This window comes from Candidatus Thiodiazotropha sp. AKAK3 (genome assembly GCF_058244645.1).
This window is the reverse complement of record NZ_JBSYOQ010000051.1, coordinates 16,750-30,780: the sequence shown is the minus strand read 5'-3', so window position 1 is coordinate 30,780 and position 14,031 is coordinate 16,750. Positions and strand designations below refer to the sequence as shown.

Here is a 14,031-nt window from a genome sequence, read left to right as displayed (position 1 = left end):
CTTTGTGCAGGAGGCTACCCATATCGATCGCTATACCACTGTAGCCCAACACTACCTCCCTGATGATCCAGTGCACTATCGTCTGCCGTCATTGGCATCGGGTGATGTTCGTGAGGCCTATATCACCTATGCTGTCGGGGTGGCTATGAAGGGGGATACCATGCCGCTGACTGAGTACGACACCGGTGCGCTGCAGGATATCTCGCCTAAACCGTCAGTGCCGATGGGTTCAAATCCCCTGCCTATTGCTGCAATTCTAAGTGTTGACTCAGTCTCAGCGCCCTACTTTATCGAGGAGAATATCAACGGTTCAACTGCTGTTGTTATGACCTTCCCAATGCAAAAACATGGCATCTATAACGGAGGAACCCTAACCAATCAGCGTGATTCAAATCAGTCAGCCTGTATTGGTGATTTAGACGATGGTATTGATGACGGGCAAGCTGTAAGCCTTGTTTCACTGAATGCCACAGTCCAGGACTATCCGCATACTGAAGAAGGTGAGTTTTGTGGAAATGCAGGTTTTATAACGAATAGTCATCCCTATGGATTAGGTAAATCTGCTGTAAGTATGAATATTAATTATTATGATTATGAAGGCAATATGGAGTTAATGGAGATTGATGTGTTTGATGGGGTTACTCCAAATGATGAATTGTATCCCGCTGTGTTTATGAATAATCGAAGTGTTAATGTGAATTATTTTTATCGCTATGAAGCATCACAATCACAGCTTTCACTATTTGATACAGCAGTTACGACCAGGCAGTTTTATCGTCTGAATTATGGGTTTGAGGCTGGCTGGTTAAGCTATGGGTTTCTTGGTTATCTTGAATATATTTACAACTACGACACAAACCCAAGCATAAAAGCGCTAATCGAGTCACGTGGCTGGTTGGGTCAGGATGTTAATCATAGTTGGAGTGGCGTGCCGGTTATTGGGTTCGCGGCTATGTCCGGTGAGCTTCAGTCGAGCCATATTGGTGAGACCATTGAATTAACTCGAACAACTAATCGAGATTAAAGTTGAATTGTTATGGGTATCACCGAAGACCCATAAACCTGCCTCTACTTCACTGGCCGCCATACCAGTGAACGGTCTTTGCGGACGTTACGGATGCTCGAGCGTAGAGATTCATGATTAATGATAGCGGACGCCTGGAGTTAGCTTCAGCAATGAGCCCAGCTGGGCAATAGTGAAAGAATGAACTATATATGGTATGAAAAGCTGAGAACGCTAATACCTGCGTGTTGTGCGGTGCAATGGGCCGATCACGACCCGAAGCGGACATTGAGAGCAAGAGCGTAATGCCACGTATTTTGATGCCGACAGATAGAAAAAGTGGGAAAACAAATGATCAAAATTGACTTTCATATGCATACAATTGTTACTCCCAGTGATGCTCATTTTGAATATTCTCTCGATACCCTGAAGAAATACGTTTCTTTCGCAAAGCTTGATGCGATTGCAATTACAAATCACAACGTCTTTGATCGGACACAGTTCGATGAAATAGCAGCAGAGTTGGATATAGCTGTTTACCCAGGAATTGAAATTGATTTAGATAAGGGACATCTTTTATTAATCTCTGATGGAGCTAATTTGGATGATTTTACTTCAAAATGCAAAAAAGTAACCCAGGAAAATCCGACATCTACAGATTGTATTGATGTTGATACTTTGAGTGAAATATTTCCAGATTTAACCCCTTATATTCTTATCCCGCACTACGATAAACATCCACCTGTGCCCCAAGAAACCATCGAGAAATTGGCCGCTAATATTACTGCCGGAGAAGTGCAGAGCCCTAAAAAGTTTATGTATTGCAAAAAGGACGACAAAAAATTGGTTCCCGTATATTTCAGTGATAGCAGGATGTCCGCAAACCTAAATTCTATTCCTGTGAGGCAAACATATCTGAATTGCGGTGATGTCAGCTTTTCATCATTAAAAACTTGTCTGAGTGACAAGGATAAAGTGGCTCTTTCGGCAGATGAAACAGGAAGTCTTTTTGAAGCTTTTGATGATGGTCCAAAGTTGATTTCCGGTTTAAACGTTGTTTTAGGAGAACGATCATCTGGCAAATCCTTTACCTTGGACAGAATAAATAAAGAATTTGAATATACACGTTATATAAAGCAGTTTTCACTGGTTGAGAGAAATGAGAAGGATGATGAGCGAAAGTTCAACAGGCTCTTGAGTGACAAGCACAGTTTGCTTACTCGTGAATATCTGGACGAATTGCAAGGTGTAGTCAATGATGTCGTCGAGATTAATCTGGATGTAGATGCACGTTACATAGGTGATTATGTTGAATCCTTATTGAAGTTCGCGAAGGAGTCAGAACGACATGATACCTTTTCAAAATCGAAGCTATTTAGTGAAGAAAAGTACTCGCTATCTAGTCAAAAGGGTTTGAAAGACTTAATTGCTTCGACTGAAAATCTTATTGAAAACATGGAATTTAGAGAGATTGTCGAAAAACATGTATCCATAGATTCGCTAAAGAAATTGATCGTTGAGTTAATGCTAGAGTATTCAAAGCGAGAGTTTGATCGATTAAAGAAAAGCTGGGTAAACGAGCTGGTGTCGGATGTTAAACAGAAGCTCAGGACACGAACAGCAAGTACTATAGTAGAAGATGTCGATCTATATAATGTGGCTCTTAACAAATATAAGGTTGATCAATTTGAGCGTGTAGTGAGAGCTGCCCGCAAGGATAAAATTATTCAGATGAAAAACATCCAAGGTTTTGAAATTGTGGCAAGGGCTAAGTCTTTTGATAGTGCTGGGGCGCTACAGAGAACGAGCAAGACTAAAAGAGCGTTCAGCGAAGCTTTTGCTAGATATGGTGAGCCGTATCATTTTCTTGAAGAACTCAAGGATATAGATGGTATTGAGGAAGCAGATTATTACAAGTATTTCGTTGAAATAGAATATAAAATTTTGAACGAAGATGGTTTTGAGGTTTCCGGTGGAGAAAGATCGGAGTTCAATTTGCTACAAGAAATACAAGACGCCCAGAAATATGACATGCTGTTAATTGATGAGCCAGAATCTTCTTTTGATAATCTGTTTTTAAAGAGCGAAGTTAATCAGCTAATCAAGGATATTTCAAAGACGATGCCTGTTGTTGTGGTGACACATAACAGTACGGTTGGTGCATCAATAAAACCAGATTATTTGCTTTATGCAAAGAAGATAGCTTCTCCCGAGGGTATCAGCTATAAGGTTTACTCAGGCTTTCCTTCAAGCAAAGTGCTTTTATCTTCAGATGGAGGTTCAATAAGCACACTTGAGGTAACTATGGGATGTCTAGAAGCTGGTGAAACAGCATATCAAGAAAGGAAAGCGGGCTATGAAAATCTTAGAGATTAAAAATAATAACGGATATTTCTACTGTGAAAAATCAACGGAATGGAAACCGATTGACCAAATAGATAAAGAAAGCTTGATGTGCTTGCTTGACGCTTTTATAGAGAAGGAAGTAACAATGGATGCATTCGATGAGAAACTCATTAAAAACCAAGCGCAACAAATTATATATAAGAGTGTATGTGAAAAATTTAGCAATTTAGCAGATGACAAGAACAAATTTGTTGATGAGAGCGAGCGTACATATCTTGCTGCTCTTCAGAAATATCAAGTATTCGAAGAATAAGGCAGAGTCAAATTTTTGAATTTGCTCAGCGTCCGTTTTTGGCCGAACGTAGATTTTATAACAGTAAAGTATCGAAAGGACATTAATTGAAACAGACAAAAAAATATTGTGAGGTTATTCGTAAAAGGTCTAAAGAACATGCGGAGGCAATGGGACGTAAACTATGAAGTTAGAACAAATGCCAGGGTATTCGCTACCGACTTTAGCTGTATGGCCTCAGCCATGGTACGAAGGCTGCCTATGGCAAATGCACGAATTAAAACTTTACGGAAATGGCTCGTTGAAATGGTACGAAGGCTACCTTGAAGTTGATGGCGGCCACATAAAGGCTGATGTTTATGGATCTTATAAATTAGCAGTAGAGACTGCCGTAAAAAAGAATAATGAGATTTCAGATAAACACGCCAGTCCTAATTCACCTATCGGTCATAGTGAATCTTTACTTCTAAAAATTGAAAAAGAGGTAACCAGACAAAGCCGATTGTTTGGCGAAGAGCAGCTTATGCTATCAGAAGCTATCCGTAGATATATAGAGACTCCTCGCCCTTCGGCGCACGATATTGTCTTGCCAGATAATTGCGAAAACCTTCTAGATCCATTAATGGAAATATTGAAAGAGACTCCATATGTAAATTTTGTAAGATTCCCAAGGCATGGGGTTAGTTTGTTGAGACAAAATGAACATGATTGGTCGACTAGAGCAAAGCATACTAAAAAAACAGCCAAGTATTTCCATCGAGAAAAAATAGCTGCCGCATTCGGTTTAGATGGAGCAGATCATTGGGGAAAAACAAAATCTAAGATTCGAAATATTTTACTCCCTAGAGCAAATCAACTTCTTCAGCTAGCTAGCGTTAAACGAATGTTAACGGAAGCTGAACAGCAAGGGAAAAAAGTTGTAGTAGCGTCAGGGTTTGTTTTTTGGTTTGAGGAGAATGACAACGTTGGCTGGATAGTAAAAGAAGTAAGTTATTCTAATGCTGAAAAATCAGGAAACACACTTTGGAAATCAGGAACTATTCTATCTAAAAATCATGGGCGTATCGTTGTATTGCCCTACGTAAAAGAAAACGGAGAGTTTGTTCAAGGGCATACGAAAAATGCTCCACATGATGGCAAAGCCAAACCGAGACACCCGAAAGAGTACGTAGATCTTCCATATGAGATACTAGAAGATGATTTGATGATTGGGCTATTTGGAGAACTGAAGTATGAATGAGAATTTAAACTTCAATCCGAATCAAAATAATGCTATGCCGAAAATTATCCCAGTAATGACCATATCATAATATATCCATAAATGTATTATCTTAGATGTCCGCTAATGGCCGGTTGGGGTCATTGTTGAAACTGACTCCAGGTGTCCACTTTCATTAATCATGTATCTCTACGTTCGAGCATCCGGAATCTCCGCAAAGATCGCTCACTGGTAGTGTCATCAGAGCACGTATCTATTTTCTATGGGATATAACTAACCCCCCTCCCTTGACAGGAGAAGGGGGTATATCAAACATTTGATTATTTTCAGCCTTTTTTCCTAAGGTGTAGTGCTTTTTTATCATCTATTGAGAAATTCAAGTGAACTGAGCCTACAGCAAGGAATTGCTACAAAAATAATGTCTTTACTTAGCCAAGACCTGTCTGTCTCCTACAGTAAACTCTTCACGTAAGATTCGCGCAGCTTGCTGCATATTTTCCAGGGCAGGGATAACTTCCTGCCATTGACGGGTTTTCAGACCGCAATCCGGGTTTATCCAAACTCTTTCTGCGGGTATCCGCTGCTGTGCCAGTCGCATCAATTTGAGAATACTTTCCGTGGTGGGAATATTCGGGCTGTGTATGTCGTAGACACCTGGTCCTATTTCGTTTGGGTATTCATAGGTTTCAAAGACTTCCAGAAGCTCCATATCAGAGCGTGATGTTTCAATAGTGATTACATCCGCGTCCATTTCTGCAATGGATCCTATGATGTCATTAAACTCGGAATAGCACATATGAGTATGAATCTGTGTCTCATCTTTGACGCCATTTGCAGTTAAGCGGAAGGCTTTTAACGACCAGTCGAGGTATCCCTGCCATTCACTTTGTCTAAGAGGAAGCCCTTCCCTGAATGCTGCTTCATCGATCTGTATAATCCCGACTCCCGCCTCTTCCAAAGACAAAACTTCATCTCGCAGTGCAAGGGCTATCTGGTTGCAGGTAACGGCAAGGGGCTGGTCGTCTCGTACAAAGGACCAGTTCAATATAGTGACCGGGCCAGTTAACATTCCTTTCACAGGTTTATCGGTCAGAGATTGTGCGAATCCTATCCAGTTTAGTGTGATATCTCCAAGTCGTTTCACATCTCCGAAGATAATCGGTGGTTTCACGCAGCGTGATCCATAGGATTGAACCCAGCCAAACCTGGTGAAGGCGAAACCTGATAGAAATTCTGCAAAATATTCCACCATGTCGTTGCGTTCCGCCTCGCCATGGACCAATACATCCAGACCTATATTCTCCTGTTGTCGTATGCAGTGGGCGATCTCCTGCTCCATCGCGGCACGATATTTATCCTGGGATAGTTTGCCCACCCTGAAATCTTGCCTGAGCTGACGAATCTCCTTCGTCTGAGGAAACGAGCCGATGGTGGTGGTTGGAAAGATGGGTAGATTGAGTCTCTGTTTCTGCTTTTGTTGCCGAATGGCAAACTCATGGTGACGCTGGCCCATCACATCAGTAATTTGAGCGACTCTCTGGTGTACTTCAGGGTGGAAGACCTGCTGTGAGCTGGCCCGTGCCTTTAGGGTTTTGATATTGTCATCAAGAGTATGAGCAACGGCTTCCCGTCCTTCGTTGAGTGCAGTTGCGAGAACCTCCAGCTCAAACAGTTTCTGCACGGCAAAACTCAACCAGGATTTTATCCCGGCATCAAGATCTGTTTCGCTGTCGAGATCTACAGGTACGTGTAGCAATGAACAGGAGGGTGCCAGCCAGAGTCTTTCAGAGAGACGTTGATGAATAGGTTCGAGCCAATCAAGCAGTGCGTTGAGGTTGCTCTTCCATATGTTGCGGCCGTCGATTATCCCCAGTGAGACTATCTTATGTTTTGGTAGCCAGTCGATGACCTTTTCAACCTCTTCCCTGGCTCTGGTGGTATCGATATGCAGGCCTTCTACAGGAAGTTCACAAGCCAGTTGCAGGTTCTCTTTCAAGCTGCCGAAGTAGGTGGCCAATAACAGTTTTATTGGTTGGCTCTGCAATCGATAGTAGCTTTTTCTTAAAGCGTGTCGCCAGGCTTGATCCAGTTCGGTCACCAGGATGGGTTCATCGATCTGAAGCCATTCGATACCCGCTTGCGACAACTGTGTCAGGAGTTGTTCATAAACAGGCATAATCTGCTCAAGCAGGTCGAGAGGATCACTACCATCTTTTGATTTACCAAGCCACAGATAGGTGACTGGGCCGATAATAACCGGTTTGATGTTGCTCCCTTCCACCTCTTTGATCTGCTGCAATAGATTGTCGCTATTCAGTTCGAAACGAGTTTCTCGACTGAATTCGGGTACCAGATAGTGGTAGTTGGTATCGAACCATTTGGTCATTTCAACTGCTGACAGGGGGGTGCTCTCATCTGTGGAGCGACCTCTGGCTGCCTGGAAGTAGCAATCCAGTGGGGTGAGTGACTCCTCCTGCCTGAATCGGGGAGGCAGATTTCCCAGCATAACGCTGGTATCGAGGATGTGGTCATAGAGCGAGAAGTCCCCGACACTACGCCACTGCAGCTGTTTTTGTAGCCGCTGGTTTTCAGCACGGATCTGCTGAGCAGTGAATGCCAGCTCATCAGCGCCAATATCCCCTTTCCAGTAGGCCTCCAGGCTGAATTTGAGTTGTCGCTTGTCGCCGATGCGGGGGAGTCCCAGATTGTGAGTAGTTGCCATGATCCCTAACCTTTTTCCAATGAGTTTAAGGTGAGAGATTTTAGATCTGCAAACTATGAAGATATAATGATGAATATTGCCGAACCTATGAATAAATTACATATATGATAGACCTTGCCCATCTCAGAATCGTCTCTGCTCTACAGCAACATGGAACATTGACCAAAGCCGCCAATGCGCTCTGCTTGAGCCAATCAGCTCTGTCTCACCAGATACGCTACCTTGAAAAGAAATTGGGGGTGGAGATCTGGGTTAAAGAGGGACGAAGGTTGCGCCTGACCAGAGCTGGCAGCCTGCTGCTTGAGACCTCAGAGAAGATTCTGCCCTTGTTGCAACAGAGTGAGCGTACTCTGAAGGCCTATGCGCAAGGGAAGCGGGGTGTGTTGCGTCTTGGGGTGGAGTGTTACCCCTGTTATGAGTGGCTTACCGGTGTCATGGCGGCCTATCTGAAATCGAACCCAGAGGTGGATGTGGATATCTTTCAGCGATTCCGGTTCAGTGGTTTCGAAGGGGTGCTCAATTTTCATATCGATATGCTTATAACCCCTGACCGGGTTGATCATCCTGGCTTGGTCTATGAGACCCTGTTTGAGTATGAGCTGCTACTCCTGGTGCCTGATACTCATCCTTTGTCTGAGCGGGATTGGGTTACCCCGCAACAGCTTGCAGATGAAACCATGATCACTTTTCCTGTGGAGGCTGAACGACTTGATATTCTTAACGGTTTTCTCTGGCCTGCGGGATTCAAACCAGCTGAACAGAAGCAGATTGAATCGATTGAAATCATGCTGCAGCTGGTAGCCTTGTCTCGTGGTGTGACGGCATTGCCGGACTGGTTGGCCATTAGGGCTTGTGGTTCACTTCCTTTGAAACGTCTTCGCCTGGGGCGTAAGGGTATGCGGCGCAGGCTCTATGCGGCATATCGTAAAGAAGATAGGGATTTGACCTATCAGCAACAGTTCATAGCGATGGGTAAGGCCCATGTTATCAACTCTGAACATTATTAGGCATCTTCAGGTGCTTGGTGAACAACAAACATGCCAATAGAGTGTGAGCAGAACCAAACTGCACTTAAACAGGGTATATTTATAGCGTAGTGAATCGAGTTATTTTGATGTTCTTAGTTTTTAGGATATTCTTTTTGTTATCGTACCCAGGCTTGGCTAGATAGATGAAATATCCTTCTTAGGAAGGTGGTACTGTTAGGCTGAAAGGATTAATCTCAGATTGTTCATTTATTTTACGTGGAGCGGTTCCATTCAACTATAGGGGTATACTTAAATTAAACGATAGCATCACTTTTCAATTTATTATTACATGGAGGACAGTAATGCAGTGCGCAAGGATTTTAATAAAATATCGATTTATCTTCTTTTATGTAGCGGTCGTACTTCCGATTTCGTTATATGCCGCAGAACCATCAAAAATTGAAGAAGCAGTAAAAATAGTAGAGAACTTATGTTTATCTGGAACTGAATATGGAATTTCTGCTGATGCAAGTGGAAATATTACTATTAAGAATTTCAAACCAAAAGGAAGTGGCTCTATTACATTAAATGCACGTGAATCAAAGGGGGCAACCGCTTTACAAGAGGATCTTAGAATAATTGGCGATAAGGATGTAAGGGAATGCACACAAAAGCATATTGGACGCATACTAGATGCCGTATTCGAGTCTTCTCCTTCATCATCAGAAGGCAATAAAAAGGGGTATGTGTCAATAAAAAACGCTAAGTTTTTAGGTTATGTTCCAGACGAAATTGAGGTGCAGGATTTTATTGAAGGTGAAGTGCAACATTTTTACCGCTTTTCAGTTAAACAACCGGTATCTGTAAAAATTGGGTTCCACAAAAACTCTCAAATGCTCAGTATGTATTTAGTTACTAATAAAGAGAGAACTATTGCTAGTGGTAATTATAGATCTGGTCGAGGGACAGAAGATCATTTTCTTATGCCAGGGGACTACTACATTAAGGTCAATTGTTTCAATAAAAAGCATGCAACTTCATTTAAAATGAAAATCGAAGCTAAAATTTAGCAATTCTTGTCACGCCAATCCTCTCTCGCTAGGAGAGGGAGTTGTTCTTGAATACTACTTTGAATCGTTTTGTAAGGATATGCCACGCAGAGTCAAACTACATACACAGTAGGTATATTGTTATTGCCGGTTATGAGATGTTTAGAGTCCCTAACAGATTTCCCATGCTATTTGGGAATAGAGGAGAAGTGTCATGGCTGTCAGTGTGTTTGATCTATTCAAAATCGGCATCGGACCTTCGAGTTCCCATACCGTAGGCCCGATGTTGGCTGCAAAACGCTTCATAGAGCAGCTTACTGAAGCAGGTCAGCTAACAAAAATGCAGCGCTTGAAGATTGAACTTTATGGTTCACTGGGTGCAACCGGAAAAGGGCATGGTACGGATAAGGCGCTGATTCTCGGATTACAGGGTGAGACGCCGGATCAGGTTGAAGTTGAGGCGATCCCGCTGCGTATGGACCGGGTCCGTGTTGAGAGAGAGATCGAACTCCATGGTGGCCATACTATCCGTTTTGATCCCGAAAACGATCTGGTTTTCTTTCGTAGGAAGCAATTGGGTCTACACCCCAATGGGATGCAATTCATTGCCCTGGATGAGGCAGGGGCCTCTCTGCGGGAAGCGCAATTCTACTCTGTGGGGGGTGGTTTTGTGGTGCAGACGGATGAGCAGGGTCAACCGCAGATAGTAGAGGATCAATCACCACAGAAATATCCATTTAAAAGTGGCCGTGAGTTACTCGGTCAGTGCGAAGAGCATGGCCTCTCTATCAGTCAGTTGATGTTGGAGAACGAGTGTGTGTGGCGGGAGAAAGCTGAGATCAGGCAGAAGTTGCTGCAGATCTGGCAGGTCATGCAGCAGTGTGTTGAAAAGGGCTGTGTCAGTGAAGGTCTGTTACCTGGTGGCCTGAAGGTCAAGCGCAGAGCCCCGAGGTTATTTCGCCAGTTAAGTAATGATAGTGAACTGACTACTGTGCCATTGGGTACCATGGATTGGGTCAATCTCTTTGCCCTTGCAGTCAACGAAGAGAATGCAGTAGGGGGCAGGGTCGTCACTGCCCCGACCAATGGTGCTGCGGGGATTATTCCTGCGGTATTGCACTACTACTGGCGCTTCTCTCCAGGCGCCAGTGAGGATGGGATAGTTCGTTTCCTGCTCTGTGCCGGTGCCATCGGCATACTCTATAAAGAGAATGCATCCATATCGGGGGCCGAGGTTGGTTGTCAGGGAGAGGTCGGGTCAGCCTGTTCCATGGCTGCAGGGGCTCTGACCGAAGTTTTGGGTGGTACACCACAACAGGTCGAAAACGCCGCAGAGATCGGCATGGAGCACAATCTGGGTTTGACCTGCGATCCAGTAGGGGGGCTGGTACAGGTTCCCTGTATAGAACGAAATGCGATGGGGGCAGTTAAAGCGATAAATGCCTCAAGAATGGCCCTGCGGGGTGACGGTTCCCATTTTATCTCCCTGGACAAGGTGATCATGACCATGCGTGAGACCGGTGCTGATATGCAGACAAAATATAAAGAGACCTCCCGTGGTGGCTTGGCGGTCAATCTTGTTGAGTGCTGATAAGAGCTAAGTCTGACATAAATAGATTTAAAGTGTGGTTTGCTTTTCTTTAGCCAATATAAATGGTTAGAATCAAGCCTGGATATGGATAAGTTAGGAGATGGAAGCACCATGAGCCTCGCGAGCGAAGCCGGTATATTTTTTAGTTGGGAAGATGCCAGCCACTTTGCTGGCGATGAAAAGGTGCTCAGGGAGATTGATCGACTCTATTTTCATTTTGCAGGATTTGCATCAGTTGAAGTGGAAGAGCGCTCATATGAACGTGTCTATGTTGATGGATTTTTGAGGCTCTATCCTGCTGATGTCAAGGAGCTGAAAAGAGGTGTCTCTGTTACCTGCAGCAGTGCACTGATCGATCACCACATGAGTATAAACGGCATCATCAGAGAAGAACTTTTTCGCAAGTTCCTGGTATTTGATGAGGAGTTACTGATCGGTCTCGCTGTCGAAAAGGGTGAGAATTCATTCAACTACCCAGCGGATATCAGCTTTCATCAGGACGATCTGCATAAGATCTGTACGACCATCGGTATCTTGCCCGAAGAGCCCGAGCAGGTATCCCCACAATCCGAGCCATTGGATAGCAATAATTTGGAGTTGGACCAGATGAACGTTATTGGCGCGCTGGCCTGTATGCTGGCGATGAACAGGGATCTTGAGGGCTCACTACAGGATGGTCAACATATCTCCGAGATCATTATCGATGACCTTTTCACCATGATGGGTGGTTTAGGTGTCAATGTGGATGGAAAGAAAAAATTTCTCTATGAAAGGCTCATTTCGAAGGGTGTGAAGTCGATACTTGAAGGTTGAGGCTGTCAGAGAAGGCAGCTTAGCTGCAACATTGCGAATCTGCCGCTAGTCTTTATGCAATAAAATCATACTCTGTAACCCCTATGCTATCAGGGTAGTCTTGCAATAACTTTTAACGCGAAGTTATCTATCTGTTTGATTTATTAGAAAAAACAAATCCCCTATAAGTGGTTGTTTCATCTATTCCCCTGTATTCCTCTTGGGTTTACAGCTTGCAAATCATAATACCTGACTATATTACTATGTTATTATGTGTTGTCCCTGGCGTTCTGGGACAGAGGTATTTTGCGATGAATGGTTTAAACAGATTTTTTTCACCCCAGTGCTGTGGTGGTCCAGTGCTTCTACTGAGTGCCATCAGTGCAGCATTCGGCATACTGTTCCTGATTTTGGCTGCATTCGAATTGGGCATTGTATTTATCTTGGTTGGCCTCTTTACAACGGCTCTGTGCCTCTATCTCGGGGGTAGCCGTTGTCGCCATAGTTCTCAAAAGCATTCGTTTTCTAGATGTAATGCAAATCTTCCACAGAGTTAAATTGGAGTAGATGATGAGTCAAACCACTACAGAAATGGAAGAGTTGATAGAGAGTGAATATGCTCAAGGCTTCGTTACACAAATCGAATCCGATACCTTCCCTCCGGGTCTTAGTGAAGCGGTGGTTCGCGCCATCTCAGCCCGTAAGGATGAGCCGGAGTGGATGCTGGAGAAGCGCCTTGAAGCCTACCGATACTGGTTAACCATGGAGAAGCCGGAATGGGCAAAAATCAACCATCCTCCAGTCGATTTTCAAGGGATCTCTTACTACTCATCACCAAAGCGCCCCGTTGCGCTTGAAAGTCTGGATCAGGTCGATCCTGAACTGCTTGCGACCTACGAGAAACTGGGAATACCAATCGACGAACAGAAAGCTCTGGCGGGTGTTGCAGTTGATGCAGTATTCGATAGCGTATCGGTTGCCACTACCTTTCGTGAGAGCCTCAGCGAGGCAGGGGTCATCTTCTGTTCCATGTCAGAAGCGTTGCGTGAATATCCCGAACTGGTAAGGCGATACATGTTCTCGGTAGTGCCCTATAAAGACAACTTTTTTGCTGCGCTCAACAGTGCGGTGTTCAGTGATGGAACCTTTGTATTCATCCCCAAGGGGGTTAAATGCCCAATGGAGTTATCCACCTATTTCCGCATAAACGAAGCCAGGACGGGGCAGTTTGAACGCACCCTGATAGTAGCGGAAGAGGCTGGTGAGGTGAGTTATCTTGAGGGCTGTACTGCTCCAATGCGGGATGAAAATCAGTTGCATGCAGCAGTCGTTGAGTTGGTGGCACTTGACGATGCGAAGATCAAATATTCAACGGTTCAGAATTGGTATCCAGGGGATATGCAGGGTCGCGGTGGCATCTACAACTTTGTCACCAAGCGTGGAGATTGCAGGGGTGACCGCTCACACATCTCATGGACTCAAGTTGAGACCGGCTCTGCGGTTACCTGGAAATATCCCAGCTGCATACTACGTGGTAAGGATAGTGTGGGTGAATTCTATTCTGTTGCAGTGACCAAGGGTTACCAGCAGGCAGATACCGGCACCAAAATGATCCATATTGGTGAGAACAGCCGTAGCACCATTGTCTCAAAAGGCATATCTGCAATGAAAAGCAGTAATACCTATCGGGGATTGGTCAGGGTGGCAGCCAAAGCAGAAAACGCGCGCAATCATACCCGATGCGACTCTCTGTTGATCGGTGATCGTTGTGCCGCACATACCTTTCCATATATCGAAGTGAAGAATCCCACGGCCCAGGTGGAGCATGAAGCAACCACCTCCAAGGTCAGTGAGGATCAACTTTTTTATTGTCGGCAACGGGGTCTCTCTGAAGAAGATGCCGTGTCGATGATCATCAACGGTTTTTGTAAAGAGGTCTTCAAAGAGTTACCGATGGAGTTTGCGGTTGAGGCCCAGAAACTGCTGGCAGTGAGCCTGGAAGGGGCTGTTGGTTAAACAGTTTTCGACACAATGCAGTATGAGTGAGGA

The 14,031-nt window shown here is 44.3% G+C and carries 10 protein-coding genes; 9 read left to right on the top strand and 1 reads right to left on the bottom strand.

Annotation, left to right across the window (positions count from 1 at the left end; all coding sequences use genetic code 11):
* The 4 genes from AC4IE7_RS11905 to AC4IE7_RS11890 form a co-directional block, all read left to right on the top strand.
* On the top strand, positions 1-1,024 hold a 1,024-nt coding region (locus tag AC4IE7_RS11905), incomplete at its 5' end, for a hypothetical protein (protein WP_490777066.1).
* Between the two features lie 330 nt (positions 1,025-1,354).
* Positions 1,355-3,379 carry a hypothetical protein gene (locus AC4IE7_RS11900; RefSeq protein WP_490777065.1) on the top strand — a complete coding sequence of 675 codons (2,025 nt, stop codon included), beginning with the start codon at positions 1,355-1,357 and terminating at the stop codon, positions 3,377-3,379.
* The gene (locus AC4IE7_RS11895) at positions 3,360-3,662 is read left to right on the top strand and encodes a hypothetical protein (protein ID WP_490777064.1); all 303 of its coding nucleotides are present in this window, start codon (positions 3,360-3,362) and stop codon (positions 3,660-3,662) included. Before AC4IE7_RS11900 ends, AC4IE7_RS11895 begins: the two co-directional genes overlap by 20 nt.
* A gap of 163 nt (positions 3,663-3,825) precedes the next feature.
* The gene (locus AC4IE7_RS11890; protein WP_490777063.1) at positions 3,826-4,881 is read left to right on the top strand and encodes a hypothetical protein; all 1,056 of its coding nucleotides are present in this window, start codon (positions 3,826-3,828) and stop codon (positions 4,879-4,881) included.
* Positions 4,882-5,284: 403 nt separating this feature from the next.
* Here the strand turns inward: AC4IE7_RS11890 and metE are convergent, their stop codons facing one another.
* On the bottom strand, positions 5,285-7,582 hold the full coding sequence (gene metE / locus AC4IE7_RS11885; protein ID WP_490777062.1) for a 5-methyltetrahydropteroyltriglutamate--homocysteine S-methyltransferase: 2,298 nt from the start codon (positions 7,580-7,582) through the stop codon (positions 5,285-5,287).
* Positions 7,583-7,686: 104 nt separating this feature from the next.
* On the opposite strand from metE, the gene AC4IE7_RS11880 reads away from it, so the two are divergent.
* The 5 genes from AC4IE7_RS11880 to sufB all read left to right on the top strand — a co-directional run bounded on the left by AC4IE7_RS11880 (position 7,687) and on the right by sufB (position 13,998).
* The gene (locus AC4IE7_RS11880; RefSeq protein WP_490777061.1) at positions 7,687-8,589 is read left to right on the top strand and encodes a LysR family transcriptional regulator; all 903 of its coding nucleotides are present in this window, start codon (positions 7,687-7,689) and stop codon (positions 8,587-8,589) included.
* 323 nt (positions 8,590-8,912) lie between these two features.
* On the top strand, positions 8,913-9,620 hold the full coding sequence (locus tag AC4IE7_RS11875) for a hypothetical protein (protein WP_490777060.1): 708 nt from the start codon (positions 8,913-8,915) through the stop codon (positions 9,618-9,620).
* A gap of 193 nt (positions 9,621-9,813) precedes the next feature.
* The gene (locus AC4IE7_RS11870) at positions 9,814-11,190 is read left to right on the top strand and encodes an L-serine ammonia-lyase (protein ID WP_490777059.1); all 1,377 of its coding nucleotides are present in this window, start codon (positions 9,814-9,816) and stop codon (positions 11,188-11,190) included.
* 111 nt (positions 11,191-11,301) lie between these two features.
* Positions 11,302-12,003, top strand: a complete 702-nt coding sequence (locus AC4IE7_RS11865; RefSeq protein ID WP_490777058.1) for a hypothetical protein — start codon at positions 11,302-11,304, stop codon at positions 12,001-12,003.
* 549 nt (positions 12,004-12,552) lie between these two features.
* On the top strand, positions 12,553-13,998 hold the full coding sequence (gene sufB / locus AC4IE7_RS11860; protein ID WP_490777068.1) for a Fe-S cluster assembly protein SufB: 1,446 nt from the start codon (positions 12,553-12,555) through the stop codon (positions 13,996-13,998).
* Positions 13,999-14,031 lie beyond the last annotated feature (33 nt).